This is a genomic window from Microbacterium sp. Soil_N32, from assembly GCF_057655505.1.
Window position 1 is genome coordinate 320,762 of sequence record NZ_JBDGME010000018.1, and the last position, 24,945, is coordinate 345,706.

Annotated in this window: 25 protein-coding genes; 22 read left to right on the plus strand and 3 right to left on the minus strand. The window is 69.8% G+C overall.

Going from position 1 to position 24,945, the window contains the following annotated elements; genetic code table 11:
* Positions 1 to 52: 52 nt before the first annotated feature.
* From AC3A3J_RS07910 to AC3A3J_RS07960, 11 genes are all read left to right on the plus strand, one after another.
* Positions 53 to 709 (plus strand): amino acid ABC transporter permease, encoded by a 657-nt coding sequence (locus tag AC3A3J_RS07910; RefSeq protein WP_487671747.1) that lies wholly within the window; start codon positions 53 to 55, stop codon positions 707 to 709.
* Positions 706 to 1,629 (plus strand): amino acid ABC transporter permease, encoded by a 924-nt coding sequence (locus AC3A3J_RS07915; RefSeq protein WP_487671748.1) that lies wholly within the window; start codon positions 706 to 708, stop codon positions 1,627 to 1,629. The genes AC3A3J_RS07910 and AC3A3J_RS07915 overlap by 4 nt, the downstream gene beginning before the upstream one ends.
* Positions 1,630 to 1,680: 51 nt before the next feature.
* Complete coding sequence (gene pheS / locus AC3A3J_RS07920) at positions 1,681 to 2,721, plus strand: phenylalanine--tRNA ligase subunit alpha (protein ID WP_487671749.1); 1,041 nt, start codon at positions 1,681 to 1,683, stop codon at positions 2,719 to 2,721.
* The gene (gene pheT / locus AC3A3J_RS07925; RefSeq protein WP_487671750.1) at positions 2,721 to 5,225 is read left to right on the plus strand and encodes a phenylalanine--tRNA ligase subunit beta; all 2,505 of its coding nucleotides are present in this window, start codon (positions 2,721 to 2,723) and stop codon (positions 5,223 to 5,225) included. Before pheS ends, pheT begins: the two co-directional genes overlap by 1 nt.
* A gap of 203 nt (positions 5,226 to 5,428) precedes the next feature.
* Complete coding sequence (locus AC3A3J_RS07930; protein ID WP_314650692.1) at positions 5,429 to 5,722, plus strand: WXG100 family type VII secretion target; 294 nt, start codon at positions 5,429 to 5,431, stop codon at positions 5,720 to 5,722.
* Positions 5,723 to 5,809: 87 nt separating this feature from the next.
* Positions 5,810 to 6,079 (plus strand): hypothetical protein, encoded by a 270-nt coding sequence (locus tag AC3A3J_RS07935; RefSeq protein ID WP_487671751.1) that lies wholly within the window; start codon positions 5,810 to 5,812, stop codon positions 6,077 to 6,079.
* Between the two features lie 7 nt (positions 6,080 to 6,086).
* The gene (locus AC3A3J_RS07940) at positions 6,087 to 7,994 is read left to right on the plus strand and encodes a hypothetical protein (protein ID WP_487671752.1); all 1,908 of its coding nucleotides are present in this window, start codon (positions 6,087 to 6,089) and stop codon (positions 7,992 to 7,994) included.
* On the plus strand, positions 7,991 to 8,518 hold the full coding sequence (locus tag AC3A3J_RS07945) for a hypothetical protein (protein WP_487671753.1): 528 nt from the start codon (positions 7,991 to 7,993) through the stop codon (positions 8,516 to 8,518). The genes AC3A3J_RS07940 and AC3A3J_RS07945 overlap by 4 nt, the downstream gene beginning before the upstream one ends.
* The gene (locus AC3A3J_RS07950) at positions 8,511 to 8,861 is read left to right on the plus strand and encodes a hypothetical protein (protein ID WP_487671754.1); all 351 of its coding nucleotides are present in this window, start codon (positions 8,511 to 8,513) and stop codon (positions 8,859 to 8,861) included. The genes AC3A3J_RS07945 and AC3A3J_RS07950 overlap by 8 nt, the downstream gene beginning before the upstream one ends.
* A gap of 98 nt (positions 8,862 to 8,959) precedes the next feature.
* On the plus strand, positions 8,960 to 9,433 hold the full coding sequence (locus tag AC3A3J_RS07955) for a hypothetical protein (RefSeq protein ID WP_487671755.1): 474 nt from the start codon (positions 8,960 to 8,962) through the stop codon (positions 9,431 to 9,433).
* The gene (locus AC3A3J_RS07960; RefSeq protein ID WP_487671756.1) at positions 9,426 to 9,776 is read left to right on the plus strand and encodes a hypothetical protein; all 351 of its coding nucleotides are present in this window, start codon (positions 9,426 to 9,428) and stop codon (positions 9,774 to 9,776) included. Before AC3A3J_RS07955 ends, AC3A3J_RS07960 begins: the two co-directional genes overlap by 8 nt.
* Before the next feature lie 9 nt (positions 9,777 to 9,785).
* Here AC3A3J_RS07960 and AC3A3J_RS07965 read toward each other — a convergent pair whose 3' ends face one another.
* Positions 9,786 to 10,928 carry an AAA family ATPase gene (locus AC3A3J_RS07965; protein ID WP_487671757.1) on the minus strand — a complete coding sequence of 381 codons (1,143 nt, stop codon included), beginning with the start codon at positions 10,926 to 10,928 and terminating at the stop codon, positions 9,786 to 9,788.
* Positions 10,929 to 11,013: 85 nt separating this feature from the next.
* Here AC3A3J_RS07965 and AC3A3J_RS07970 point away from each other — a divergent pair, with 85 nt between their 5' ends.
* The 7 genes from AC3A3J_RS07970 (at position 11,014) to argH (ending at position 18,898) form a co-directional block, all read left to right on the plus strand.
* Positions 11,014 to 11,988, plus strand: a complete 975-nt coding sequence (locus tag AC3A3J_RS07970) for an NAD-dependent epimerase/dehydratase family protein (RefSeq protein ID WP_487671758.1) — start codon at positions 11,014 to 11,016, stop codon at positions 11,986 to 11,988.
* A 228-nt stretch (positions 11,989 to 12,216) separates the two neighbouring features.
* Positions 12,217 to 13,266 carry an N-acetyl-gamma-glutamyl-phosphate reductase gene (argC, locus tag AC3A3J_RS07975; protein WP_487671759.1) on the plus strand — a complete coding sequence of 350 codons (1,050 nt, stop codon included), beginning with the start codon at positions 12,217 to 12,219 and terminating at the stop codon, positions 13,264 to 13,266.
* The gene (argJ, locus tag AC3A3J_RS07980; RefSeq protein WP_487671760.1) at positions 13,263 to 14,420 is read left to right on the plus strand and encodes a bifunctional glutamate N-acetyltransferase/amino-acid acetyltransferase ArgJ; all 1,158 of its coding nucleotides are present in this window, start codon (positions 13,263 to 13,265) and stop codon (positions 14,418 to 14,420) included. Before argC ends, argJ begins: the two co-directional genes overlap by 4 nt.
* The gene (gene argB, locus AC3A3J_RS07985) at positions 14,417 to 15,316 is read left to right on the plus strand and encodes an acetylglutamate kinase (RefSeq protein ID WP_487671761.1); all 900 of its coding nucleotides are present in this window, start codon (positions 14,417 to 14,419) and stop codon (positions 15,314 to 15,316) included. Before argJ ends, argB begins: the two co-directional genes overlap by 4 nt.
* Positions 15,313 to 16,518 carry an acetylornithine transaminase gene (locus AC3A3J_RS07990; RefSeq protein WP_487671762.1) on the plus strand — a complete coding sequence of 402 codons (1,206 nt, stop codon included), beginning with the start codon at positions 15,313 to 15,315 and terminating at the stop codon, positions 16,516 to 16,518. Before argB ends, AC3A3J_RS07990 begins: the two co-directional genes overlap by 4 nt.
* A complete protein-coding gene (gene argF, locus AC3A3J_RS07995) occupies positions 16,515 to 17,471 on the plus strand; it encodes an ornithine carbamoyltransferase (RefSeq protein WP_487671763.1) in 957 nt (318 codons plus the stop codon). The genes AC3A3J_RS07990 and argF overlap by 4 nt, the downstream gene beginning before the upstream one ends.
* The gene (gene argH, locus AC3A3J_RS08000; RefSeq protein WP_487671764.1) at positions 17,468 to 18,898 is read left to right on the plus strand and encodes an argininosuccinate lyase; all 1,431 of its coding nucleotides are present in this window, start codon (positions 17,468 to 17,470) and stop codon (positions 18,896 to 18,898) included. Before argF ends, argH begins: the two co-directional genes overlap by 4 nt.
* Positions 18,899 to 18,916: 18 nt before the next feature.
* On the opposite strand, the gene AC3A3J_RS08005 is transcribed toward argH, so the two are convergent.
* Positions 18,917 to 19,507, minus strand: coding sequence for a DUF1349 domain-containing protein (locus AC3A3J_RS08005; RefSeq protein WP_487671765.1), 591 nt, complete (start codon positions 19,505 to 19,507; stop codon positions 18,917 to 18,919).
* Positions 19,508 to 19,566: 59 nt separating this feature from the next.
* On the opposite strand from AC3A3J_RS08005, the gene AC3A3J_RS08010 reads away from it, so the two are divergent.
* The 4 genes from AC3A3J_RS08010 to AC3A3J_RS08025 are packed head-to-tail and all read left to right on the plus strand — an operon-like array spanning position 19,567 to position 23,220.
* A complete protein-coding gene (locus AC3A3J_RS08010; RefSeq protein ID WP_487671766.1) occupies positions 19,567 to 20,214 on the plus strand; it encodes a SatD family protein in 648 nt (215 codons plus the stop codon).
* Entirely contained in the window at positions 20,211 to 20,996 is a 786-nt protein-coding gene (locus AC3A3J_RS08015; RefSeq protein WP_487671767.1) for a hypothetical protein, read from the plus strand. The genes AC3A3J_RS08010 and AC3A3J_RS08015 overlap by 4 nt, the downstream gene beginning before the upstream one ends.
* Positions 20,997 to 21,024: 28 nt before the next feature.
* A complete protein-coding gene (gene tyrS / locus AC3A3J_RS08020) occupies positions 21,025 to 22,326 on the plus strand; it encodes a tyrosine--tRNA ligase (protein ID WP_487671768.1) in 1,302 nt (433 codons plus the stop codon).
* Between the two features lie 30 nt (positions 22,327 to 22,356).
* Positions 22,357 to 23,220 carry a DUF4184 family protein gene (locus AC3A3J_RS08025; protein ID WP_487671769.1) on the plus strand — a complete coding sequence of 288 codons (864 nt, stop codon included), beginning with the start codon at positions 22,357 to 22,359 and terminating at the stop codon, positions 23,218 to 23,220.
* On the opposite strand, the gene AC3A3J_RS08030 is transcribed toward AC3A3J_RS08025, so the two are convergent.
* Positions 23,169 to 24,467 (minus strand): CoA transferase, encoded by a 1,299-nt coding sequence (locus AC3A3J_RS08030; RefSeq protein WP_487671770.1) that lies wholly within the window; start codon positions 24,465 to 24,467, stop codon positions 23,169 to 23,171. The two genes, AC3A3J_RS08025 and AC3A3J_RS08030, sit on opposite strands and share 52 nt — an antisense overlap.
* Between the last annotated feature and the right edge of the window lie 478 nt (positions 24,468 to 24,945).

Below are 24,945 nucleotides of genomic sequence, written 5' to 3' on the forward strand. Positions count from 1 at the left end.
GGGCGGCCTCCGAGGGGGCCGCCCATGACCTCCGGAAGAAGGGGAGGGTGGCGTGGACGTCATCTTCGGCAATCTCGACCTGTGGGGGCAGGCGATCGGCAACACGCTGCTCGTCTTCGCCATCGGCGGGATCATCGCCCTCGTGCTGGGCATCATCGTGGGCGCCATGCGCGTCTCGCCCATCCCGATCGCGCGCGGTGTGGGTACCGCGTACGTCAACATCGTGCGCAACACCCCGCTCACGCTCGTCTTCTTCTTCTTTGTGTTCGGGTATCCGCAGCTCGGCCTCCCCGAGCTGTCGAACCTCACCCTCGGCATCCTCGCCATCGGCATCTACACGGCGACGTACGTCGCCGAGGTGCTGCGCGCCGGCATCAACACGGTGCCGGTGGGGCAGGCCGAGGCCGCCCGCGCCATCGGCCTGCCGTTCGGTCAGGTCATGACCCTCGTCGTTCTTCCGCAGGCCTTCCGCTCGGTCGTCCCGCCGATGATGAGCGTGTTCATCGCCCTGCTGAAGAACACCACCGTCGCCGCGGGCTTCTCGGTCGCCGAGCTCGCCGCGCTGCGGTCGACGATCAACGACTCGGCCGACCGGCCGGGCAACCCGATGGAGGTGCTGCTCTGGGTGGCGGTCGTCTTCGTCGTCCTCGTGCTGCTGATGAGCGCCGTGCAGCGCCATCTCGAGAACCGATGGAGGATCGCGCGATGACTTCCGTGCTCTACGACGTCCCGGGACCCCGGGCGATCGCCCGCAACCGCATCCTGGCCGTGGTGACGGTCCTGGTGATGGTCGCGGCCATCGGCTTCATCGTCTACCGCATGGTCGAGACCGGGCAGTTCTCGGCCGAGAAGTGGTACGTCTTCACGTTCGCGAACGTGTGGATGGGCATCGTCAAGGCGCTCGGCAACACCCTCGCGGCGTTCGCCCTCGCCGCCGTGCTGAGCCTCGTGCTCGGGTTCGTGCTCGCGATCGGTCGTCTGTCCGACCACGCCTGGGTCCGCGTGCCCGTCACCGTCATCACCGAGTTGTTCCGAGCCGTTCCCGTGCTCGTGTTCATGATGCTGCTGTACTACGGCCTGCCGGTCGTCGGGGTGAAGATGGAGCCCTACTGGGCTGTCGTCATCGCCCTCATGGCCTACAACGGCTCCGTGCTCGCGGAGGTCATCCGTGCCGGTGTCGAATCGCTCCCCAAGGGGCAGAAGGAGGCCGGTTACGCGATCGGTCTGCGCAAGAGCGGGGTCATGCGGCTCATCCTCTTGCCGCAGGCCATCCGCGCCATGCTGCCGGTGGTCGTCGCGCAGCTCGTGGTCACCATGAAGGACACGGCGCTCGGCTTCATCATCACCTACCCCGAGCTGCTGTACTACGCCAAGCAGCTGACGTCGCAGCAGGGACGTCCGATCCTGCAGTCGGCCTTCGTCATCGGCGGCATCTACATCGTGCTGTGCCTCATCCTCGCGGGCATCGCGAAGTGGGTCGAGGTGCGCACGCGTCGCTCGACCAAGGTTCGCGGGATCGAAGCCGCGGTCGCACCCGACCCGCGCACGCACGAGGACGGCACGAACACCGAGCTCATCGCCCTGCAGCGCGGGGCGGGCAAGTACGACGGCACCAGCACCGGCGGATGAGCGGGGGCGGGGGTCCGTTCCCGCCACCCTGCGCCGGTAGACTCGACTCTCGTGTCCGAGACTCCAGAAATCACCCCGGAAGCGGTCGAGCAGGCCGTCGCCGCTGCACTCGCGGCGATCGCCGCGGCGTCCGACACGGCCGAGCTGAAGGCCGCCCGCGCCGCGCACGTCGCGGACGGCTCGCCGCTCGCCGTCCTCAACGCATCGATGCGCCAGGTCGCGCCGGCCGACAAGGCCGCGTTCGGCAAGCTCATCGGTCAGGGCCGCGGGCGGGTCACGCAGGCGCTGGCCGCCAAGGAGGCCGAGCTCGAGGCTGCCGAGGTCGCCGCCCGACTCGAGGCCGAGCGCATCGACATCACCGCCGTGCCGTCGCGGGCGCGGGTGGGAGCGCGGCATCCGCTCTCGCTGCTGCAGGACCAGGTCTGCGACATCTTCGTCGGCATGGGCTGGGAGATCGCGGAGGGACCCGAGCTCGAGCACGAGTGGTTCAACTTCGACGCCCTGAACTTCGACGTCGATCACCCCGCCCGCCAGGAGCAGGACACGTTCTACGTCGATCCGACCTCTCGCCACCTGGTGATGCGCACGCACACGAGCCCCGTGCAGGTGCGCTCGATGCTCGACCGCGAGCTTCCCATCTACGTGCTGTGCCCCGGCCGCGTCTACCGGACGGACGAGTTCGACGCGACGCACCTGCCCGTGTTCACACAGTTCGAGGGCCTCGTCATCGACAAGGGCATCACGATGGCGCACCTCAAGGGCACGCTCGACCACTTCGCGAAGCAGCTCTTCGGCCCCGAGGCGAAGACGCGGTTCCGCACCAACTACTTCCCCTTCACCGAGCCGTCCGCCGAGCTCGACCTGTGGCACCCGACCTTCAAGGGCGGCGCGCGCTGGATCGAGTGGGGCGGGTGCGGCATGGTCAACCCGAACGTGCTGCGCGCGGCGGGGATCGACCCCGAGGTCTACAGCGGCTTCGCGTTCGGCATGGGCATCGAGCGCGGGCTGATGTTCCGCAGCGATGTGCAGGACATGCGCGACATGGCCGAGGGCGATGTCCGTTTCAGCGAGCAGTACGGGATGGTGGTGTGATGCGCGTCCCGCTTTCGTGGTTGCGTGAGTTCGTCGAGGTGGCACCGGATGCCACGCCCGAGGATGTCCTCGCGGCGCTGGTGACGGTCGGCTTCGAGGAAGAGGACGTCCACCGCTTCGATATTTCGGGTCCGGTCGTCGTCGGGCAGGTCGTGTCCCTCGAGCCCGAGCCGCAGTCCAACGGCAAGACCATCAACTGGTGCCAGGTCGACGTCGGCGACGCGAACGGCGGCGTCCGCGGCATCGTGTGCGGCGCGCACAACTTCGTCGCGGGCGACAAGGTCGTCGTGACGCTGCCGGGTGCCGTTCTGCCCGGGCCGTTCCCGATCGCCGCCCGCAAGACCTACGGTCATGTCTCCGACGGCATGATCGCCTCGGCGCGCGAACTCGGTCTCGGAGACGAGCACGACGGCATCCTCGTGCTGAGCGCCCTCGGCATCGACGCGCCCGTCGGCACCGACGCCATCGCGCTGCTCGGGCTCGACGACGTCGCGATCGACATCAACGTCACGCCCGACCGCGGTTACGCCTTCTCGGTGCGCGGCGTCGCCCGCGAGTATTCGCACGCCACCGGGGCCGCGTTCCGCGATCCGGCCGACCGCGACTTCGCCGACCTCCAGCCCGGCACCGGTCGCACGGCGATCGTCGACGACCGGGCACCCGTGCGCGGACGCGCGGGCGCCAGCGAGTTCGTGACCCGCGTCGTGCGCGACGTCGACCCCGCACGGCCGACCCCGCCCTGGATGGTCGCGCGCCTCTCGCTCGCCGGCATGCGCTCGCTCGGTGTGCTCATCGACATCACGAACTACGTCATGCTCGAGCTTGGCCAGCCGCTGCACGGCTACGACCTCGATCGGCTCACCGGCGGCATCACCGTTCGACGCGCCGGGCCCGGCGAGAAGCTCACGACTCTCGACGGCCAGGAGCGCACGCTCGACGGCGAAGATCTGCTCATCACCGACGACTCGGGCCCGATCGGCCTCGCCGGGGTCATGGGCGGGGGAACGACCGAGATGAGCGCCGCCACCCGCAACGTGCTCATCGAGGCCGCGGCGTTCGATCCGACGACGATCGCCCGCACCGCGCGCCGGCACAAGCTGCCCAGTGAAGCCTCCAAGCGCTTCGAGCGCGGCGTCGACCCGCTCATTCCGTTCGTGGCTGCGCGCCGGGCTGCCGACCTCATGGTCGAACTCGCCGGCGGCACCCTCACCGACGAAGGAGGGGCGCTGTTCGCCGAGGTGTTCGTGCCCGGCATCGAACTCCCCACCGGGTTCGTCGAGGGACTCATCGGGGTCGACTACTCGACCGACGAGATCGTCGGCGCGCTCGAGACGATCGGGGCGGAGGTCGAGGAGTCCGACGCGGGCTGGAACGTCATCCCGCCCAGCTGGCGCCCCGACCTCACCGACAAGTGGACGCTGGCCGAGGAGGTCGCGCGCATCCACGGGCTCGACCGCATCCCGTCCGTTCTGCCCACGCCTCCGTCCGGGCGCGGCCTCACGGCGCATCAGCAGGGCCGCCGACGGGTGGCCGACGCTCTCGCCGCCGCCGGGTTCGTCGAGACGCCCGCGTTCCCCTTCACGACGCAGGCGCAGAACGACCTGCACGGTTCGCCGACGGGCGAGGCTCTGCCGAGCATCCGTCTGGCGAATCCGCTCGACGGCCAGGCGCCGTTCCTGCGCCGGTCGCTGATCCCCGGGCTGTTGCAGACCGCCCACCGCAACATCGCTCGCGGCCTCACGGACCTCGCGATCTTCGAGACCGGATCGGTGTTCCTCCCCGTCGAGGGCGAGACCTACGGCACCGACGACGTGCCCCCGCTCGGCGAGCGTCCTTCCGACGAGACCCTGGCCGCGTTGAACGCGTCGATTCCGCCCCAGAACCGCCATGTCGCGGCGCTGCTCACGGGCAACGTCACGCCGCGACAGCCCGGTCGAGCGGCCGAGGCGGCCGACCTGTCGGTCGCGCTCGACGCCGTGCACGTGATCGGGGTGGCTGCGGGCGTCGAGATCGACGTCGTGCAGACGCGTCGCGCGGCGCTGCACCCCGGACGCGCGGGAGAGCTGCGTGTCGGCGACACCGTCGTCGGGTACGTCGGCGAACTGCATCCGTCGGTGTCGGCCGATGCCGACCTGCCGGGACGCGCGATCGTGTTCGAGCTCGACCTCGACCTCGTCCTCGCGCTCGCGGGGGAGCGGATCGTCGCAGCCTCGCTGTCGACCTTCCCGGCGGCGACGCAGGACGTGTCCCTCCTGCTCGCGGCCGATGTTCCCGCCGCCGAGGTCAAGGCGGCCCTCGCCGAGGGCGCCGGTGCGCTGCTCGAGTCGGTGCGGCTCGTCGACGACTATCGCGGAGAGGGTGTGCCCGAGGGGACGAAGAGCCTCACGTTCGCGCTGCGCTTCCGCGCCGACGACCGCACGCTCACCGCTGCAGAGGCGAGCGAGGCGAAGCTCGCCGGCGTGGCGGTCGCCGCCGAGCGGTTCGGAGCGGCGCTTCGCGACTGACGCCGCTCGCAACATCATCGCTCGAAGGGGCGTCGCGCTGACCGCGCGGCGCCCCTTCTTCGTTGGGAAACCTGCCGCCTCACCGGCCGGGAGACCACCGCGCAAGTTATCCACATGACGTTTTTACGTCGACGAAGAGTGCATTACTGTCTTCGAATGAGGGCGCGAGAACGGCTCGCGCCGATGTTCGGAGGGTGGTCCTGATGGCCAACATGAAGCTCAGCTATGACGAGATGGATGCCTCGGCGAAGGATCTGGATGCGGGGCGTGAGGAGATCACGCAGAAGCTGCAGAGCATGCAGGTGAAGATTCAGGGGCTGGTTGCGTCGGGGTTCGTGACGGATCAGGCGTCAGGCAAGTTCAACGACGCGTATTCGCGGTACACGACCAGTGCGAACTCGGTGATCGCGCAGTTGACGGAGATCTCGGCGTTCATCTCGGGTACGGCGAACGCCGGCCGCGAGTTCGACGCGCAGATCGCCTCGAAGATCAACTGATCCGATTCGGCTCGTGATGCGAGCGGGCCCGGCGGTGCGGGCGTACCCGCACCTCGGACCCGCTCGCCACGGAGGGAGCGAGAACCGATGAAGGTCGATTACGGAACGCTGGAGACGGCGGCCTCGGCACTGACCACCGCGGCGTCGGTCGTGTCGTCGGAGAGCAGCGTACCGGCGGATCTGGGCTCGGGTGCAACCGGGCCGGACGGCGCTCACAGCGGGGGAGTGACCGAGCGCGGGACGACGGCGACCGCGATGCGAGACCTCATGGTCGCGCAGAGCAAGGCGTGCACCGAACTCATCGCGCTGTTCCGACTTTTCGACGCGCAGATCGCGTCGCAGATCCCGGAGGGGTGAGGAAGACATGACGGCAGGAGATGCCGCACTGGCCGGTGACGCGGGCGACGTGCGAGAAGTGGGCTCCGACATGCGGGGGCGGATGTTCGGCACCGATGTCGGTGCAAAACTGATCGAGGCCATCGCCGGGTTCGGGCAGCAGTCGGGGAACGCGGTCAGCATCGACCGGACGGTGGCGATGATCCAGGCGGCGCTCGCGCCGGCCGACCTCATCACCCTTGCCGATCAGGCCTGGGGTGACGCGGCCGAGACGCTCGGCGTGCAGATGGAGGACATCGCCACGCGGGCGAAGAGCGAGCGCGTGACCCTCGAGGAGGCGAAGGCGGCGGAGATCATCGCGCAGGATGCGGTGGACGCTTTCGAGTCGACCGGCGACGCCCATGACGACGCGGCGGCGCGACGCAGTCTCGTGGGCGCCTCCGACCAGGCGGGCGACGACATCGCGGCGTCGACGCAACGGCTCACCGCCCTCGACGAGGAGCGCCGCGGGGCCGATGCCACCGCAGCCACCAGCCTGAATGCGGCGACGTCCCAGTACGTCGCCGCGCGAACAGCGATGCCGAATGCCCCGACGCTGTCGGCGGGCGTCGCGGTGTCGGTTTCGCTGCCGGACGGCACCACGCAGTCGGTCACGGCCGTCGACATCGCCGAGCTCAAGGATCCTGCCGCGATCCGCGCGCTGTGGGACGCCATGACCCCCGAGCAGCGGAACACGCTCATCTACGACTTCCCGATGCTCATCGGCAATCTCGAAGGCATCCCCCTGCGCGACCGCAACACGGCCAACCGCATCACGGCCGTCGCTCATCGGACGCAGCTGGAGAAGCAGATCGAGATGCTGACCCTGCTGCGCGAGCAGGGCGCTCGCGAAGACCTCGCACCCCTCATCGAGGAGATGAAGGGCGAGGTGAAGAGCATCGACGCGATGCTCGGAGACCGCAACGGCGAGCACGCCGATGAGAAGGACGCGAGCGGTCAGAGGTTCGGCGAGTATCTCGTCTTCGACGAATCGGGAGAGCCCCTGGCACAAAAGGGAGTAACAATCGTGGGATTCAGTCCGCTCCGCGATAGCTATATCACCTACCAGGGCGCGCTCGACCCCGAGACGGGGGACGTGCCGACGTGGATCGAGCACGTCGGCGTGCTCATCCCCGGAACCACGTCCCGGTTAGCGTCGTTCACGAGTGACATCGACCGTAGCAAAGTTCTCGCTGAGCAGTCCCGTGCCAAGTCCGCATACTTCACCTGGCACGGCGCCCCCATGCCGCAATTCGACCTCAATCACATCGATGAAGCCTCGCGGCGCGGCTTCGCTGACACAGCGGCGCCGCGTCTCACCGCTTTCGTGAACAACTTGGGCGTCTCCGAGGGCTGTGACGTCGTCCCCATTGCTCACAGTTTCGGCGCGGCCGTGCTGGGCGGAGCCGAGTATCGCGGCCTCGAGGCCGACCGCGTGGTGTATGTGGCGCCGGCGGGCCTCGGCCACCACGTCGACGGTATCGAAGACTTCCCGGAAACCAAGGATGTACCGCACTTCGTGCTGCAGGCGCGCTCGGATGGCGTCGTCGGATGGAACCAAGGCAACTCCGGTCTGAACCGCGGCCACGGTGTCACCAACCCGCTGACGGCGGACGGGATCACGAGGCTGGAGACGGGGTATCTCGACACACGAGACCCTGCGCGCGGAACCATCGAGAGCACGGGTGCCGTGGAGAGCCACAGCGCGGTCTTTGCCCCGCGCAGTACATCGATGAGGAACATATCCCGCGTCGTCACCGGAAAGCCGGTGTCGCTCTACCACGAAGACGATTCCTTCGTCGGCGGCATCAGGCCGCGGCGCCAGACGATATCCGACAGCGGTGTGAAGAAGCCGGAAGAACTCATCTCGCCCATCACCCTGGAGCGGATCGAATGACCGATTTTCGGAACCGTGTGTCAACGGTTGCGGCGGGTGTGGTGCTCGCCGTCGGGCTTAGCGGGTGTGGGTTGAGTGCTGAGGAGAGGATCGCGGTGCAGGAAGAACAGTTGGCGTCGTTCATCGAGCGTGCGGACGGCTGGGGTGCGGAGATCATCGCGCAGATTCCAGAGGGCGAGATAAAGCTGCTGTCGGAGGAGTTTGGAGGGTCCCGGGGTGCGAACGGATATGAGCAGTGGCCGCGGTACTACTACTTCGATCGCTTTGTGGTCCTGCATCCGGATGGCCCGCGCTCACCGACGGACGTCGCGGATGACTTGGAGCCGTGGCTCGAGGAGCAGGGGTGGGAGCGGTCGACCGAAGGTGAGTTCCCGCCGGACGAGGAGGGTTTCGAGAGGGACTACTTTCGGGACGGCTATCACCTGGTGTTGGACATCTACACCGTTGAACCGCCCCAGGCTCAGTCACTGCAGATCGTCATCGTGACGCCCACTACTGATCCCGGTCGGAGCTTCGATGAGTGAGCACTCGGACAGTGAGGCGGAACGCGCGGATGTCGGCCACAGCGTCGGGCGGGTCATCGCCTTCGTCGTGTGCGCGATCGTTCCTCTGGTGGTGGCGGCACCCATGACGATCCTGGGACGGTTCCTGGGTTACGCGGGTCTCGTCACGACACAGTCGGATGGCGTCTTCATGCTGTTCCTCTCGATCGCGTCGGTCGGCCCGAGCGTGATCGCGCTCGTGTCGATCGTCTGGGGTGCCCAGCGGCTCATCAGCGAACGCGCGGCGCCCTTCGCGATACCGCTGCTCGGTGCGCTGGCGATGCCTATCCTTTATTTCCTCTGCGCCGTGATCCTCGCGTCATGAGCCGTCGGACTGCTCGCGCTCGGGTCCGTCCCTCGAAACACCGTCGTGTCGGTGCTCGCCGGCGAGTCGCCGCGCCCTCGATTCTGACCATCGGTGCGGTGCTCCTGTCCGGGTGCGGACTGAGCGCGGAGGAGCGCATCACCGTGCAGGAGGAGCAGTTGGCGTCGTTCATCGAGCGTGCGGACGGCTGGGGTGTGGAGATCATCGCGCAGATCCCCGAGGACGAGATCGAACTGGTCTCCGATGTGGCCGGCGGGTCGCGGGGAGCGAACGGGTACGAGCAGTGGCCGCGGTACTACTACTTCGACCAGATCGTGGTCCTGCATCCGGATGGCCCGCGCTCACCCACGCAGGTGGCCGACGATCTGGAGCCGTGGCTCGAGGAGCAGGGGTGGAAACGGTCGACCGAAGGTGAGTTCCCGCCGGACGAGGAGGGTTTCGAGAGGGACTACTTTCAGGACGGCTACCGCCTGGTGCTGGAGATCTACACCGTCGAACCGCCCCAGGCGCAGTCGCTGCAGATCGTCATCGTGACGCCCACCACTGATCCCGGTCGGAGCTTCGATGAGTGAGCCGACGTCGACCGTTCGCTCCCGTGGGGAGCGCACCCGCGACATCCTCGGTTTCCTATTCTTCGCAGCCTGCGCGCTGGTGCCGGTAGTGGTGGCCACACACATGACGATGCTCGGCCGCTTCCTCAGCTACGGAGGGCTCACCACGTCGCAACCCGACGCCATGTTCTTCGCGCTCCTCGCGATGGCCGTCCACGGCCCGACCCTCATCGCGATGGGGTTTGTCGTGTGGGGAGCGCAGCGCTACATCGCCGGGCGCCGTGGGGCCTTCGTCCTCCCTCTGCTGGGCGCGGCGTCCATTCCCGTTCTGTACGTCGTCTGCGGTGCGCTGATCGCCGCGTGAGCATCGGTCCTACCGCGACGGCCAGTGCCAACTGGGTCGTTCCAGCGGCAGCTGGTCGCGCACCTGCGTGCCGAACCCCTCCGATTCGAGTTCCACGACCTCGCCGCCGGCGCGCCCGAGAGCGGTGCGCAGGCTCGCCGAGTGCGTGACGACGATCACCTGGGTCTGGGTCGCCGCTTCGGCGAGCAGCGCTCCGAGCGGCTCGATGAGGCTCTCGTGCAGGCTGGCTTCGGGCTCGTTGAGCACGAGCAGCGGAGGCGGGTCGGCGGGCAGCAGCGCTGCGGTGAGCAGAAGGAACCGCAGGGTGCCGTCGGAGAGCTCGGAGGCGTCGAGCGGGCGCAGCAGACCGGGTTGCTGCAGTTGCAGGCGGAACGAGCCGTCGGCCGTCGAGACATGCACTCGCGACCCCGGGAACGCCCGATCGACGGCCGCGTCGAGCGGCGCACCCCGTCCGGCCTCTGCCGTCGTGGCCCAGACCGCCGCGAGATCATGACCGTCATCGCTGAGCCAGCGCGTCCGCGTGCCGATCTGCGGCAGGCGCGCCGGCGCCCCCGCATCCGTGCGGAAGTGGTCGTAGAAGCGCCACGACGCGATGCGGTGGCGCAGGGACACCGTCTCCCACAGCGCCGAACCGTCGGTGAGGTCCAACAGCACGCTCTGTCCCGGCCCCAGTGCCTGCGTCGACGACGCCCACCCGTCGTCTCCGCGCACGCGCACCCCTCCGCGCTGACGATCGATGATGAGCGTGCCGGGCCGGGCGAAGGGGCCGGTGAAGACCTGCTCGCGCTTGATCTCGGGGTCGCGCGAGAACAGGCTCCGCTGGTCGGTCTGCGGCAGACCGAGGTCGATGATGTATCCCAGCTCGTCGGAGGCCACGCCCAGTCGTACCGACACGGGGCGCGTCCGCATCGTGCCCTGCGCTCCCGCGCCCTGCGGTGTCTCCGGGCCCGCCCACAGCACGCTGTCGAGTCCGCCCTCCCGAGCGATCGCCGACACCGCGCGCCCGTGTCCTGTCTCGGCGAGCAGCCGCAGCGCCCGATAGAGGTTCGACTTGCCGGTGCCGTTCGCGCCCGTGATCACGGTGAGCGGATGCAGCGGCACCACCACGTCGACGAGGGAGCGGTATCCGGCGACGGCGAGGGTGGTGAGCATGCGGCCCATCGTGCCAGAGGCATCCGACACGATGCCCTGAGCGAACGCGCTTCCCGCCGACGGCCGATGCTGCTGTCATGGACGGATGGCTCGCATGCTCATCCTCGGCGGCACCGGCTGGCTGTCGCGCCGCGTCGCCCACCACGCCCTCGCCGACGGGTGGGAGGTGACGTGCCTCGCCCGGGGCGCCCGCCCGGCCCCCGACGGCGCCGTGCTGGTGGAGGCGGATCGCGACCGCCCCGACGCCTACGCCGACCTGGCGGGAGCGTGGGACCACGTGGTCGACGTCTCCTCCCACGCCACCCCGGTCGCTGCGGCGGTCGAGGCTCTGGGCGCCCGAGCGGCGCGGTGGACGTACGTGTCGTCGGCCTCGGTCTACGCCGACGACACGACCCGCGGCGCCGACGAATCCGCGGCCCGGCATCCGGCGGCCGCGCCCGGCGACGCCGACGACTACCCAGCGCAGAAGGCGGCCGCGGAGGACGCGGTGATCTCCGCGCTCGGCGACCGTGCCCTGGTCGTGCGGCCGGGCTTGATCGTCGGTCCCGGCGACCCGAGCGACCGTTTCGGCTACTGGCCCGCCGCCTTCGGGCGCGCAGCGTCCGGCGACGTGCTGGCGCCCGTTCCCGGCGGTCGCGACGCGCAGGTCATCGACGTCGACGACCTCGCGTCGTACGTCGTGCGATCATCGGCCACCGGGCCCGTCACGGCCGTCGGCCACCCGCACACCTTCGCCGACGTGCTCGACGAGGCACGTCGCGCCGCCGGCCATACGGGGCGCATCATCGAGGCCGCGGACGACGCGTTGCGCACGGCAGGGGTGGAGTACTGGGCGGGAGAGAGGTCGCTCCCGCTGTGGCTGCCCGCCGACATGCCCGGCTTCATGAGCCGTTCGAATGCGCGGTACCTCGCCACGGGCGGAACCCTCCGACCGCTCTCCGAGACGATCGCCCGTGCGCTGGCCGACGAGCGCGCCCGGGGCCTCGATCGACCTCGTCGCGCCGGTCTCTCCCGCCCCGACGAGGAGGCGATCCTCGCCGCGCTCGCCGCAGACATGTGACGCGAGGGATTTGCAGATGCTCCGCGCCCCGCGCTATCGTCGCGACATGCCTTCGGCCGCATCCGCTCTCTCGACGCTCGTCCCGAGCGTCGTTCCGGTGCGCCGACGCCGCCGCGACCGCCGACGCTAGGCGACCCCGCGCTCCTGCCTGCCGATCACGGCTCCCGGCGGTCGAGCACCGGTGTCGCCGCCCCGGTCCCCGACAGCCCCGACCGTTAAGGTAGAAGCATGACGTACTCCGTCGCCGTCTCCGGCGCATCCGGCTATGCGGGCGGCGAGATCCTCCGCCTCCTCGCGGCGCACCCCGACATCGAGATCCGCACCGTCACCGCGCATTCGAACGCCGGCCAGCCCCTCGTCGAGCATCAGCCTCACCTCCGCTCGCTCGCACATCTCACCCTGCAGGACACGACCCCTGAGGTGCTGTCCGGGCACGACATCGTCGTTCTCGCACTCCCGCACGGCCAGTCGGGGCAGTACACCGACGCCCTCGGCGACACGCCGCTCGTCATCGACGCGGGAGCCGACCACCGGCTGACCTCGCAGGACTCCTGGGAGGCCTTCTACGGAGGCGCCTTCCACGAGCCGTGGACGTACGGCGTGCCGGAGCTGATCGTCGACGGGCGGAAGCAGCGCGAGCACCTGCGCGGCGCGTCGCGCATCGCCGCCCCCGGCTGCAACGCCTCGACCGTGAGCCTGAGTCTCGCGCCGGGCGTCGCCGCCGGAGTCATCGACCCGTCCGACATCGTCTCGGTCCTCGCGGTCGGCCCATCGGGCGCCGGGAAGAGCCTCAAGACCAACCTGCTCGCCAGCGAGATCCTCGGCAGCGCGAACCCCTACGCGGTCGGCGGAACGCACCGGCACATCCCCGAGATCCGCCAGGCGCTCGCCGCCGCCGGCGCTCCCGCCGAGGGCATCCGCATCTCCTTCACACCCGTGCTCGTACCGATGGCGCGCGGCATCCTGGCCACGTCGACGGCCCCCATCGCCCCCGGCGTGACGGATGCCGAGATCCGCGACGCGTGGCAGCAGGCGTACGCCGACGAGACGTTCGTGCAGCTGCTCCCCGCCGGCTCCTTCCCGCGCACCGCCGACGTCGTCGGCGCGAACACCGCCCTGCTCGGCCTCGCGATCGATCGCGATGCCAACCGGGTCACCGTCGTCACCGCCGTCGACAACCTCGTCAAGGGCACCGCGGGTGCGGCCGTCCAGTCCATGAACATCGCGCTCGGCCTCCCCGAGGACCGCGCCCTCTCAGTGAACGGAGTCGCCCCGTGAGCGTCACCGCCCCCGCAGGCTTCGAGGCGGCCGGAGTCGCCGCCGGACTCAAGACCACCGGCAATCCCGATGTCGCCGTGGTCGTCAACCGCGGCCCGCGCAAGGTCGGTGCGGCGGTGTTCACGAGCAACCGCGCCAAGGCCAACCCGATCATCTGGTCGCAGCAGGTGATCGCCGACCGCGTCGTCGAGGCCGTGGTGCTCAACTCGGGCGGGGCGAACTGCTTCACCGGGAGCTTCGGCTTCCAGACCACGCATCAGACCGCAGAGCGGGCCGCCGAGCTCCTCGGCATCGGTGCGGGCGATGTGCTCGTCTGCTCCACCGGACTCATCGGCACGGGCGACGAGGTGTTCCGGCAGAAGGTGCTCACCGGCACCGCCGACGCCATCGCCGCGCTCTCGTCCGACGGCGGCGACGACGCGGCTGCCGCGATCATGACGACCGACACCGTCGCGAAGACGGCCGTCGTGCACGGCGACGGCTGGACCATCGGCGGCATGGCCAAGGGCGCGGGCATGCTGGCGCCCGGACTCGCGACCATGCTCGTCGTGCTCACGACCGACGCCGACCTCGACCCGCTCGAGGCCGACGCGGCGCTGCGCGCCGCCACCGGCACGACGTTCGATCGTCTGGACTCCGACGGCTGCATGTCGACCAACGACCAGGTCACCCTCCTCGCCAACGGCGCGAGCGGGGTGCGCCCCGACCTCGACGCGTTCCGCGACGCCCTCGTGTCGCTCTGCCAGGAGCTGGCGGTCAAGCTGCAGGGCGACGCGGAGGGCGCCAGCCACGACATCACCATCGAGGTACGCGGCGCCGTCTCCGAGACGGATGCCGTGGAGGTCGGCCGGTCGGTCGCCCGCAACAACCTCTTCAAGGCGGCCATCTTCGGCAACGACCCGAACTGGGGTCGCGTGCTGGCCGCGATCGGGACGACGTCGGCGCAGTTCGACCCGTACGACGTGGATGTCTCGATGAACGGCGTGCGGGTCTGCACCGCCGGTGGACCGGATCGACCTCGCGAGGAGGTCGACCTCACGCCGCGCGCGACGAAGGTCGAGATCGACCTGCGCGTGGGCGAGGCATCCGCCGTCATCCTCACCAACGACCTCACCCACGATTACGTGCACGAGAACAGCGCCTACGCCTCATGACCGACATCCAGGACACGCCGGCCGAGGAGGCCGCGCAGAAGGCGACGACGCTCATCGAGTCGTTGCCGTGGCTGAAGAAGTTCCGCGACCAGATTGTCGTGGTCAAGTACGGCGGCAATGCGATGGTCTCGGAGGAGCTGCAGGATGCCTTCGCGCAGGACATCGCGTACCTGCGCTACGTCGGCGTGCAGCCGGTGGTCGTGCACGGCGGCGGTCCGCAGATCTCCGACATGCTCGGCCGTCTCGACATCCCGAGCGAGTTCAAGGGCGGCTACCGCGTGACGAACACCGAGGCGATCGGGGTGGTGCGCATGGTGCTCACCGGGCAGGTCAACCCGCAGCTCGTCTCGAAGATCAACTCCCACGGGCCGATCGCGACCGGGTTGAGCGGGGAGGATGCCGGACTGTTCGGCGGTCGTCGCCGCGGTGTGATGGTCGACGGCGAGGAGATCGACCTGGGGCGGGTGGGAGACGTCGTCCAGGTCGACCCGACTCCGGTGATCGACCACCTCACGGCCGGGCGCATCCCCGTCGTGTCGAGCATCGCGCCCGACCTCGACAATCCAGGGCACTCGCTCAACGTCAATGCGGATGCGGCGGCCGCCGCGCTGGCCGTCGCGCTCGGCGCCCGCAAGCTGGTGATCCTCACCGATGTGCCGGGGCTCTACGCCGACTGGCCCAACCGCGACTCGCTCGTGTCGCATCTGACCTCGACGTCCCTCGTCGAGATGCTGCCGAGCCTCGAGTCGGGGATGATCCCGAAGATGCGCGCGTGCCTCGACGCCGTCGAGGGCGGGGTCGACGCGGCGGCGATCATCGACGGACGCGTGCCGCACTCGGTGCTCGTCGAACTCTTCACCAGTAAAGGAATCGGAACGGAAGTGGTGGCAGGATGACCGTCTGGAAGCACGACGCCGAGCGTGATCTCGTGCTCAACGCGGGGGAGCGGCTCGCGCTGCTGACCCGCGGCGAGGGCTCGTACCTCTGGGACTCCGATGGCCGACGCCACCTCGACTTCCTCGCCGGTATCGCCGTGACCTCGCTGGGGCACGCGCATCCCGTCTTCGTCGATGCCGTCTCGCGACAGGCGGCCACCCTCGCCCACGTCTCGAACTACTTCGCCACCCCGCCGCAGCTCGCGCTCGCCGCCCGCCTCAAGCGCCTCGCCGGCGCGGGCATCGACGGCCGCGTGTTCTTCTCGAACTCGGGTGCCGAGGCGAACGAGGCCGCGTTCAAGCTCGCCCGTCTGCACGGCGGCACCGAGCGCCCGCGCATCCTCGCGCTCGAGAACGGCTTCCACGGCCGCACCATGGGTTCGCTGGCGCTCACCTCGAAGCCCAGCATGCGCGCGCCCTTCGAGCCGATGCCCGGCGGCGTCGAGCACATCCCGGCGACGGTCGAGGCCCTCGAAGCCGCGCTGGACGACCGTGTCGCGGCGGTCATCGTCGAGCCCATCCAGGGCGAAGCGGGAGTCGTCGAGCTGCCGGAGGGCTACCTCGCCGCGGCCCGATCGCTCACGCTCGCGCACGGCGCGCTGCTCATCGTCGACGAGATCCAGACCGGCGCCGGACGCACGGGCGCCTGGTTCGGCTTCAGCCACGAAGGGATCACCCCCGACGCGATCACTCTCGCCAAGGGCATCGGCGGCGGGTTCCCGATCGGTGCTCTCGTGACCTACGGCGCCGCGAGCGCCCTCTTCACGCCCGGGTCGCACGGCTCGACCTTCGGCGGCAATCCGCTCGCGACCGGCGTGGCCGATGCGGTTCTGGCCGAGATCGAAGACGCGGGACTCGTCGAGAACGCCGCCCGACGCGGGGTCGAGGTCCGCGAGGCGATCGCCGACATCGCCTCGCCCCTGGTGGCGGGTGTCCGGGGGAAGGGGCTGCTCATCGGCGTCGCCCTCACCGAGCCCGTCGCGGGTGCCGTGGTGGCCGCCGCCCAGGAGCGCGGTCTCATCGTCAACGCCGCCAACCCCGAGACCGTGCGCATCGCCCCCGCTCTCACCATCGGCGACGCGGAGGTCGCGGAGTTCCGCGAGCTCTTCGCCGCGACCCTCGCCGATGTCGCTCAGACCCACTCCGGAAAGGTTCCCGCATGACCCGCCACCTGCTGCGTGACGACGATCTGACGCCCGCCGAGCAGGCCGAGGTGCTCGACCTCGCGATCGAACTCAAGAAGGACCGTTGGGCCGACAAGAGCCTCGCCGGGCCGCAGACCGTCGCGGTGATCTTCGACAAGTCGTCGACGCGCACCCGCGTGTCGTTCGCGGTCGGGATCGCCGACCTCGGCGGCTCCCCGCTGATCATCTCGACCGCGAGCAGTCAGCTCGGCGGCAAGGAGACCCCGTCCGACACGGCGCGCGTGCTCGAGCGCCAGGTCGCCGCGATCGTGTGGCGCACCTACGCCCAGGCGGGGTTGGAGGAGATGTCGGCCGGCACGCGGGTTCCCGTGATCAACGCGCTGTCCGACGACTTCCACCCGTGCCAGCTGCTCGCCGATCTGCTCACCATCCGCGAGCACAAGGGCGACCTGACGGGACTCACGCTGACGTTCTTCGGCGACGGCCGCAGCAACATGGCGCACTCCTACGCGCTCGCGGGAGTCACGGCGGGCATGCACGTGCGCATCGCATCGCCCGAGGCGTACGCGCCCCGCGCCGACATCGTCGAGGCGGCCGACCGCCGTGCGGCCGAGACCGGCGGTTCGATCACCCTCTACACCGACCCGGTCGAGGCCGCGGCGGGCGCCGACGTCGTCGTGACCGACACGTGGGTGTCGATGGGCAAGGAGGAGGAGAAGATCGCGCGCATCCGCGACCTCGGCGGCTACAAGGTGACGTCCGAGACGATGGCGATCGCCGATCCGTCCGCCGTCTTCATCCACTGCCTTCCCGCCGACCGCGGGTACGAGGTCGACTCCGAGGTCATCGACGGCCCGCAGAGCGTCGTGTGGGACGAGGCCGAGAACCGGCTGCACGCGCAGAAGGCGCTGCTCGTCTGGCTGCTCCGCAAGAACGGGGTCGCCGCGGCACTCGAGGGGGCGGACGCATGACCGCGTCGACCCACGACGGCACGAACGAGGGTGCGCTCTGGGGAGCTCGGTTCTCCACCGGTCCGTCGCCCGAGCTCGTGGAGCTGAGCCGCTCGACGCATTTCGACTGGATCCTCGCGCCGTACGACATCGCGGGGTCGCACGCTCATGCGACCGCACTGGAGGCGGCGGGCTACCTCGAAGCCGACGAGGCGGCACGGATGCACGAGGGGCTGGATGCCGTCGCGCGCCGCATCGCGGACGGCTCGCTGCAGGCCGCGCCCACCGATGAGGACGTGCACGGCGCGCTGGAGCAGGCGCTGATCGCCGAGCTCGGACCGGAACTCGGCGGTCGGCTCCGTGCGGGTCGCAGCCGCAACGATCAGATCGCGACGCTCGTGCGGCTCTACCTGATCGATCACGCGGCCGTCATCGCCCGCGACATCCTGCGGGTCATCGACGCGCTGGTCGCTCAGGCCGAGGCGCACCCCGAGGCCATCCTCCCGGGGCGCACTCATCTGCAGCACGCGCAGCCGGTGCTTCTCGCGCACCACCTGCAGGCGCACGGCTGGCCGCTGGTGCGCGACCTCGAGCGTCTCGTCGACTGGCGTCGCCGCGCCGGCGTCTCGCCGTACGGCGGCGGGGCCCTGGCGGGATCGACGCTCGGCCTCGACCCGGCGCTCGTCGCGTCGGAGCTCGGACTCGACCGTCCGGCCGAGAACTCGCTCGACGGCACGGCTGCCCGCGACGTGGTGGCCGAGTTCGCATTCATCACCGCCATGATCGGCGTCGACCTCTCGCGCCTGTCGGAGGAAATCATCCTCTGGAACACGCGCGAGTTCGGATTCGTCACGCTCGACGACGGCTACTCGACCGGGTCGAGCATCATGCCGCAGAAGAAGAATCCGGACATCGCCGAGCTCGCGCGCGGCAAGTCGGGCCGCCTCATCGGCAACCTGTCGGGGCTGCTGGCGACGCTGAAGGGTCTTCCGCTCGCCTACAACCGCGACCTGCAGGAGGACAAGGAGCCGGTCTTCGACTCGGTGCGCACCCTTGAGGTGGTGCTGCCGGCGTTCGCGGGCATGATCGCGACGCTGCGCTTCGACACGGCCCGTATGGCCGAACTCGCTCCGCAGGGCTTCTCGCTCGCCACCGACGTGGCGGAGTGGCTGGTGAAACAGCGGGTGCCGTTCCGCGATGCGCACGAGATCTCGGGTGCGCTGGTCCGGGCGTGCGAGGAGCAGGGGATCGGGCTCGAGGATGCCTCGGACGAGCTGCTCTCATCGGTCTCGCCGCACCTGACGCCGGCGGTGCGGGAGGTGCTCTCCATCGAGGGGTCCGTCGCCTCTCGATCGGGAGTTGGCGGCACCGCTCCGGACCGCGTGGCCGAGCAGCGCAGCGAGCTGGTCACCCGGGCGCAGTCCGCGGCGCACGCTCTCGGGCTCTGAGCCTCCGCGCGGCGCCGTTCAGTGCAGGGCGGCGTCGGCGGAGGACCGCACCCAGCGGGTGAACGTCACGGTGAGTCCGGCGCGCGTCGGGGCGGCGAGCAGGGGGCCGGCGGATGCCGGGAGGTCGCCGTCGAGTGGCGCGACACGAACGAGGCGCCAGCCCTCGTCGGCGGTGCGGGCGCGTACCAGCAGCGCATCCTCCCATCGGCTCACGCGAATGGTGATCTCGTCGCCGAGCCATTCGTCGACGAAGCCGATCGACCAGTCCGATCGTCCGTCGGTGACGACGGCGCCGAGCCCGAGGTGGCCATCGGCGAATTCGACGCCGGCCTTCACCCACTGTTCGTCGTCGACCTGGACGAAGAGCCCCGCCTGATCGAACTGCCCGCTCCAGGGAGCGCGGAACGACACCTCCATCGCCTCACCCACCTCGAGAGGGGCGAGGAGCGCGTGCTCCGAGTCGTGCACGAATCCGTATGCGGTACGTCGCCAGGCGTCGCTGCCCTCGGCGGCGGTCGCTTCGAGGTGCGCGCCGTCGGCGGGGTAGGCGATCGAGGCGGGTTCGTGGGTCCAGGTCCCGGCGGACCAGGGGATGACAGTGGCAGGCATAACTCGACTATATAACCCTCAAAGGCATAAACCCGACTTATGCATGATATGGTTATCCCATGGTCATCGCCGTTCTCGCCGACATCGTGGGTTCGCGACGCCTCGACGACCGCGGGTCGGCGCAGCGCATCCTCGACGAGACCATCGCGCGAGTCCAGATTGACGGGCCCGCCGCGGCGCAGCCGCTGACGCCCACCGTCGGCGACGAACAGCAGGGGGTGTACCACCGCCTCGACGACGCGCTGATCGCGCTCTTGATGGTCCAGCTCGGGCTTCCCGACGGTCTCGCCTTCCGCTTCGGCATCGGCATCGGCTCGGTCAGCGCCGTCGAGTCCGTGCACGGCGAGCTCGCAGACGGCCCGGGGTGGTACGCGGCGCGAGCCGCGATCGACCTGGTGCACGCCCGCGAGGAGCGCACCGTCCCCCGCACGCGCACCTGGATCGTCGGTGCCCCCGGGCAGGATGAGGTCATGGAATCCACGATCGCCGTCGCCAACGCCTACCTGCTCGCGCGCGACGAGATCGTCGGCGCGATGAGCGAACGCGAGCGGCGACTCACCTACGGCCGGCTTCTCGGTCGAGGTCAGCAGGAACTCGCGGCCGAGGAGGGCATCTCGCAGCCCAGCGTCTCGAAGGCGCTGCGTGGCGCCGGCAGCGCCGCAGTGCTCGAGGGACTGGCCGCGCTGCGCGAGGGGATGCCTGCATGATCTTCGCCGCCTTCCTCCTCCTCGCCGTCGGCGCCGCCGATCTCGTGCGCCGCTTCGCGCCGCGTCCGTGGATCGGTTACATCGTCGTGGCCGTGCTGCTCCTGCTGCTCGGGAGCGCCGGCGACGCGCTGCTGCCCATGTTGATCGGGCTCGTCGGCGGCGCGGCCTGGGTCTGGTGCATGCCGACCGAGCGGCGCGCTCCGCTCGGGTTCTGGCCGGCGGTGCTCCTCGCGCTGGCGAGTGTGGCGGGGGTCATCTCCGCCGGCGCCCGAACGGATGCCGGCATCATCGGCGCCGTGTGGACTGTTCGTGCACCCTTCGGCGAGGTGCCGTTCGATCTCGCGATCCTCGCGCTCGGCACCGCGCTCTTCCTCCTCGAATCGTCGAACCTCGTCGTGCGCGCAGCGCTCGACGGCGAGCACACGTGGCGACCGGTCGAACTCCTGCGCCCCGCCGAATCCACGACGGACCGCGACCCGGCGCCGGCCGCGCGGGTGGTCCCGGCATCCGCATCGACCACCCCGTCCGACGGCCGTGCGGGATTCCAGGGCGGCCGTCTCATCGGCCCGCTCGAGCGGATGCTCGTGCTGATCCTCACCCTCGCCGCCGCGTATCCCGTGCTCGCCGCGATGCTCGCCGCGAAGGGCATCGTCCGGTTCCCCGAGATCTCCCGCGACGGCGAGACCGGCGCGCGTGCCGAGTACTTCCTCGTCGGGAGTCTGGTGAGCTGGGTCGTGGGACTGGGGGCGGCATTCCTGCTGCAGTGGGCGGCGCACAGCTGAGAGCGGTCGCGCTGATAGCCTGGACCGCGTGTCTGAACCCGCTCTGACGACTGCGACGCCGGCGATCGACCCCACGTTCGAGAACGTGTGGGATGAGATCGTCTGGCGCGGCCTCGTTCACGTGTCCACCGACCAGGAGGCGCTGCGCGCCCTTCTCGCCGGAGACCCGATCACGTACTACTGCGGGTTCGACCCCACCGCGCCGAGCCTGCACCTGGGCCACCTCGTGCAGCTCCTGCTCCTCCGACGCCTTCAGCTCGCCGGGCACAAGCCCCTCGGTCTCGTCGGCGGATCGACGGGTCTCATCGGCGATCCGCGACCTACGGCCGAGCGCACGCTGAACACCCGCGAGACCGTGGCGGAGTGGGTCGACCGGCTGCGCTCGCAGGTCGAGCGGTACCTCAGCTTCGAGGGCGACAACGCCGCTCGCATGGTCAACAACCTCGACTGGACCGCGCCGATGTCGGCGATCGACTTCCTGCGCGAGATCGGCAAGCACTACCGCGTCGGCACGATGCTCAAGAAGGATGCGGTCGCCGCGCGCCTGAATTCTGACGCCGGCATCAGCTACACGGAGTTCAGCTACCAGATCCTGCAGGGCATCGACTTCCTCGAGCTGTACCGGCAGTACGACTGCCGCCTGCAGACCGGTGGCTCCGACCAGTGGGGCAACCTCACGAGCGGCACCGATCTGATCCACCGCGTCGAGGGTGCCTCGGTGCACGCGATCGGTACCCCGTTGATCACCAACAGCGACGGAACGAAGTTCGGCAAGAGCGAGGGCAACGCGATCTGGATCGACGCCGACCTCACCAGCCCGTACGCGTTCTACCAGTTCTGGCTGAGCACCTCCGACGCCGACGTCGTCGAGCGCCTCAAGGTCTTCACCTTCCTCACCCGCGCCGAGATCGAGGAGTACGCGCAGCTCGTCGAGACCGAGCCGTTCCGCCGCGCCGCACAGAAGCGCCTCGCTCTCGAGGTGTGCGCGACCGTGCACGGCGTCGAGGCCACGGCTGCCGTGATCGCGGCATCCGAGGCGCTGTTCGGACAGGGCGATCTCACGACGCTCGACGCCGGCACCCTGCGAACGGCGCTCGAAGAGTTGCCGCACGCGACGGTTTCGCCGGGTGCGCCGGTGATCGAGGTGCTGGTCGAGACCGGACTCGTATCGAGCCTGTCTGAGGCGCGTCGCGCGATCGCCCAGGGTGGCGTGTCGCTCGACGGGTCTCGCGTCGACGACGAGAGCGCCGTCGTGCAGGGCACCCTTCCCGGGGGGGTGTCGGTGCTGCGCCGTGGCAAGAAGACCCTGGCCGGGGTCTTCGTCGCCTGAGCGGCCGACGCCGACGGGAGCGCACGGGGGATGCCGTTCACACCGAGTCATGCGCTGGTCGCGCTGCCCTTCATCCGCACGCCGCTCGTGCCGGGGGCGATCGCGATCGGTGCGATGACGCCGGACCTTCCCCTCTTCGTGCGGGGCGTCGGGCTGAACTACGGTTTCACGCACGACGCGATCAACGTCGTCTGGACGGCGCTGATCGCGCTTGCACTCTTCGTGGTGTGGCGCGTGCTGCTGCGCCCTGCGGTGCCGGAATTGATGCCCACGGCCGTCGCGCGTCGGCTCCCGGCGGAATGGTCGATGCGCGGAGCGCGGGCTGCGGCCGATGCGCTCGGCGCAGGACGGGGGCGGTGGTATCCCGTTCTGCTCGCCGTCTCGCTTCTGCTCGGCGTCCTCTCACACATCGCGTGGGATCTCTTCACCCATGAGGGGAGGGCCGGGGTGGAGCTCTTCCCGGCGCTCGATCGGATGTGGGGCCCTCTCCCCGGATTCAAGTGGCTTCAGCATGGGTCGAGCATCATCGCGTTGCTGGTGATCGCGGTGTGGGCGGCGCGGCGTCTGCACACGGCCGAGGCTCGAGCGGAGTTCCATCCCTCGGTGCCCGTGCCGGTGCGTGTCGCGTGGTGGGTCTCGCTCCCTGCGATCCTGCTCGCGGCCTGGGCCGCAGGGCTGATCGTGTTCGGGCCGCTCACCGACGAGTTCACGATGCAGCATCTCGCCTACCGGGTACTCCCACCGGCATGCGCCCTGTGGGGGGCGCTCACCCTCATGCTCTGCGTCGTGCTCGCGCTTCGTGGTGATCGCGCACGACGGACCGACGATGACCGGACCGGCGATCACCAGCTCGGTGCATCGCCACCGAACGGTCGGGGTGCGTCGAAGGCGTAGCCCGGGAGTGCGGGGGCGGCCGTGACGAGATCGCGCCCGTTCACCGCGAAGTGCGCGGCGTGCGCGGTGAGGTCGAATGCCTCGGAAGGCTCGGCGACGGTCCGCCGCTCCATACCGAGCAGCTCTGCGGCGATGCGCCGGAGCGACGTGTGCACCGTCCAGCCGCCTCCCTCGCGGTCGCGGCGATCGAGCAGTGTGCGCACGGCGGCGGCGAGGAGGTAACCGGCGGAATGGTCGAGGGCCTGAGCCGGGAGTGCCCCCGGGCGGTCGCCATCGGGCGACTCGACCATCGCGATGCCCGACTCCGCCTGCACGAGACTGTCGAACCCGGCGCGGTCCGGGTGGTCGAGGCCCCACGCGCTGAGCTGCGCGATCACGAGGTGCGGGTGTCGTGCGGACAGCGAGGGGATGTCGAGGCCGAGGCGCGCCAGGGACGACGGACGGTAGCCGAGCACGATGGCGTCGGCGTTCGACAACAGCTCGTGAAAGCGAGCATCGCGCGCGTCGAGGACGGCCGACCGCTTGCCGTGACCGGTGTCGAAGTGCTGCCACTCCGGCTCGGGGAGTGCGGGCGGGTCGATGCGCAGCACATCCGCGCCCCACAGGGCCAGAGTGCGGGTGGCCACCGGGCCGGCGATGACACGGGTGAGGTCGAGCACGCGTCGGCCCTCGAGGGGACGCCCGGCGTCGAGTCCCCGCCGAGCGGCGAGCCGCGGATGCGGCGCAGTGTCGCCGTGGCGGTGGACCGCGAGCAGGGGAGTGGCGCGGAACGCGGCATCCGCGGCAGGATCCTCTGTCAGAACGGGCACGGCGAGACCGCCGAGGTCTGCGATGCGTTCGACGACCTCGTCGCGATGCGCCTCGGCGAAGGCGCGAGTCACCTCGTCCGCCGAGGCGGATGACGACAGTCCGAGCGCCGTCCGCAACCGGCCCGCGTGGTGCGGGTAGTTCGCATGAGTGCGGACCCACCCGTCGGCGCAGCGCCAGAAGCCGGACAGCGGCGACCATACATCGGGCGCCGATCCGTCGACGTTGAGGAGCCGGTCGCTGCGGTATGCCGCGGCGATGCGGTCGGGATCGAGTGCGCGCGGATCGACGGCCACGGCGCATGCCGCCACGGCCACGGCTGTCCACGCCAGCGACCCGGTGGAGAGGCGGGACGGGAGCGGAACGGCGGGGGCCGGGCGCAGTTCCGGCGCGGGGATGCCCAGTTCCTGGAGCAGTCGGACGAGGAGGGGACGCGGCATGTGCACGAGGGTAGTCTCCGCGGATATCACCGAAAACCGTCGGTGACGTGGGGAAAGGCGCTCGGATGGGCGATGCGACACGCCCGGGGGTACCGCCCGGATTTGCCAGACCTCCGGAATCCGCGTAACTTATTACTTGTTCGCCCCACAGGGAAGCGGAGAAGCCCAGAGCTTCACCCCCCTCAAGCGGAGAACCACCTCCCACTCCTTCTTCTCTCACTTGAGAGATCAGACGTTCGCGTCTAGGATGGGAGATCCACCTCCTCGACAGCTCTTCGGCTGTGCAGCGGATCACTGATTCGCTCGACACGCCGAGTTGACAAGCTCGGGGAGATGGGTAAGATAGAGAAGTTGCCCTTCGGGCCTGGTTGTGATGACTGGGTCGGGGGAGCATCCGATCCTTGAGAACTCAACAGCGTGCACTTGTCAAATGCCAAATAACCTCGATTCAGCTTCGGCTGGATGAGATTCCTTTGGA

Excerpts from the sequence above, each read along its gene's own strand:
- AC3A3J_RS07915 (WP_487671748.1), top strand. The coding sequence starts at position 706 with ATGACTTCCGTGCTCTACGACGTCCCGGGACCCCGGGCGATCGCCCGC.
- pheT (WP_487671750.1), top strand. The coding sequence starts at position 2,721 with ATGCGCGTCCCGCTTTCGTGGTTGCGTGAGTTCGTCGAGGTGGCACCG.
- AC3A3J_RS07930 (WP_314650692.1), top strand. The coding sequence starts at position 5,429 with ATGGCCAACATGAAGCTCAGCTATGACGAGATGGATGCCTCGGCGAAG.
- AC3A3J_RS07935 (WP_487671751.1), top strand. The coding sequence starts at position 5,810 with ATGAAGGTCGATTACGGAACGCTGGAGACGGCGGCCTCGGCACTGACC.
- AC3A3J_RS07940 (WP_487671752.1), top strand. The coding sequence starts at position 6,087 with ATGACGGCAGGAGATGCCGCACTGGCCGGTGACGCGGGCGACGTGCGA.
- AC3A3J_RS07945 (WP_487671753.1), top strand. The coding sequence starts at position 7,991 with ATGACCGATTTTCGGAACCGTGTGTCAACGGTTGCGGCGGGTGTGGTG.
- AC3A3J_RS07950 (WP_487671754.1), top strand. The coding sequence starts at position 8,511 with ATGAGTGAGCACTCGGACAGTGAGGCGGAACGCGCGGATGTCGGCCAC.
- AC3A3J_RS07960 (WP_487671756.1), top strand. The coding sequence starts at position 9,426 with ATGAGTGAGCCGACGTCGACCGTTCGCTCCCGTGGGGAGCGCACCCGC.
- AC3A3J_RS07965 (WP_487671757.1), bottom strand. The coding sequence starts at position 10,928 with ATGCTCACCACCCTCGCCGTCGCCGGATACCGCTCCCTCGTCGACGTG.
- AC3A3J_RS07970 (WP_487671758.1), top strand. The coding sequence starts at position 11,014 with ATGGCTCGCATGCTCATCCTCGGCGGCACCGGCTGGCTGTCGCGCCGC.
- argC (WP_487671759.1), top strand. The coding sequence starts at position 12,217 with ATGACGTACTCCGTCGCCGTCTCCGGCGCATCCGGCTATGCGGGCGGC.
- argB (WP_487671761.1), top strand. The coding sequence starts at position 14,417 with ATGACCGACATCCAGGACACGCCGGCCGAGGAGGCCGCGCAGAAGGCG.
- AC3A3J_RS07990 (WP_487671762.1), top strand. The coding sequence starts at position 15,313 with ATGACCGTCTGGAAGCACGACGCCGAGCGTGATCTCGTGCTCAACGCG.
- argF (WP_487671763.1), top strand. The coding sequence starts at position 16,515 with ATGACCCGCCACCTGCTGCGTGACGACGATCTGACGCCCGCCGAGCAG.
- argH (WP_487671764.1), top strand. The coding sequence starts at position 17,468 with ATGACCGCGTCGACCCACGACGGCACGAACGAGGGTGCGCTCTGGGGA.
- AC3A3J_RS08005 (WP_487671765.1), bottom strand. The coding sequence starts at position 19,507 with ATGCCTGCCACTGTCATCCCCTGGTCCGCCGGGACCTGGACCCACGAA.
- AC3A3J_RS08010 (WP_487671766.1), top strand. The coding sequence starts at position 19,567 with ATGGTCATCGCCGTTCTCGCCGACATCGTGGGTTCGCGACGCCTCGAC.
- AC3A3J_RS08015 (WP_487671767.1), top strand. The coding sequence starts at position 20,211 with ATGATCTTCGCCGCCTTCCTCCTCCTCGCCGTCGGCGCCGCCGATCTC.
- AC3A3J_RS08025 (WP_487671769.1), top strand. The coding sequence starts at position 22,357 with ATGCCGTTCACACCGAGTCATGCGCTGGTCGCGCTGCCCTTCATCCGC.
- AC3A3J_RS08030 (WP_487671770.1), bottom strand. The coding sequence starts at position 24,467 with ATGCCGCGTCCCCTCCTCGTCCGACTGCTCCAGGAACTGGGCATCCCC.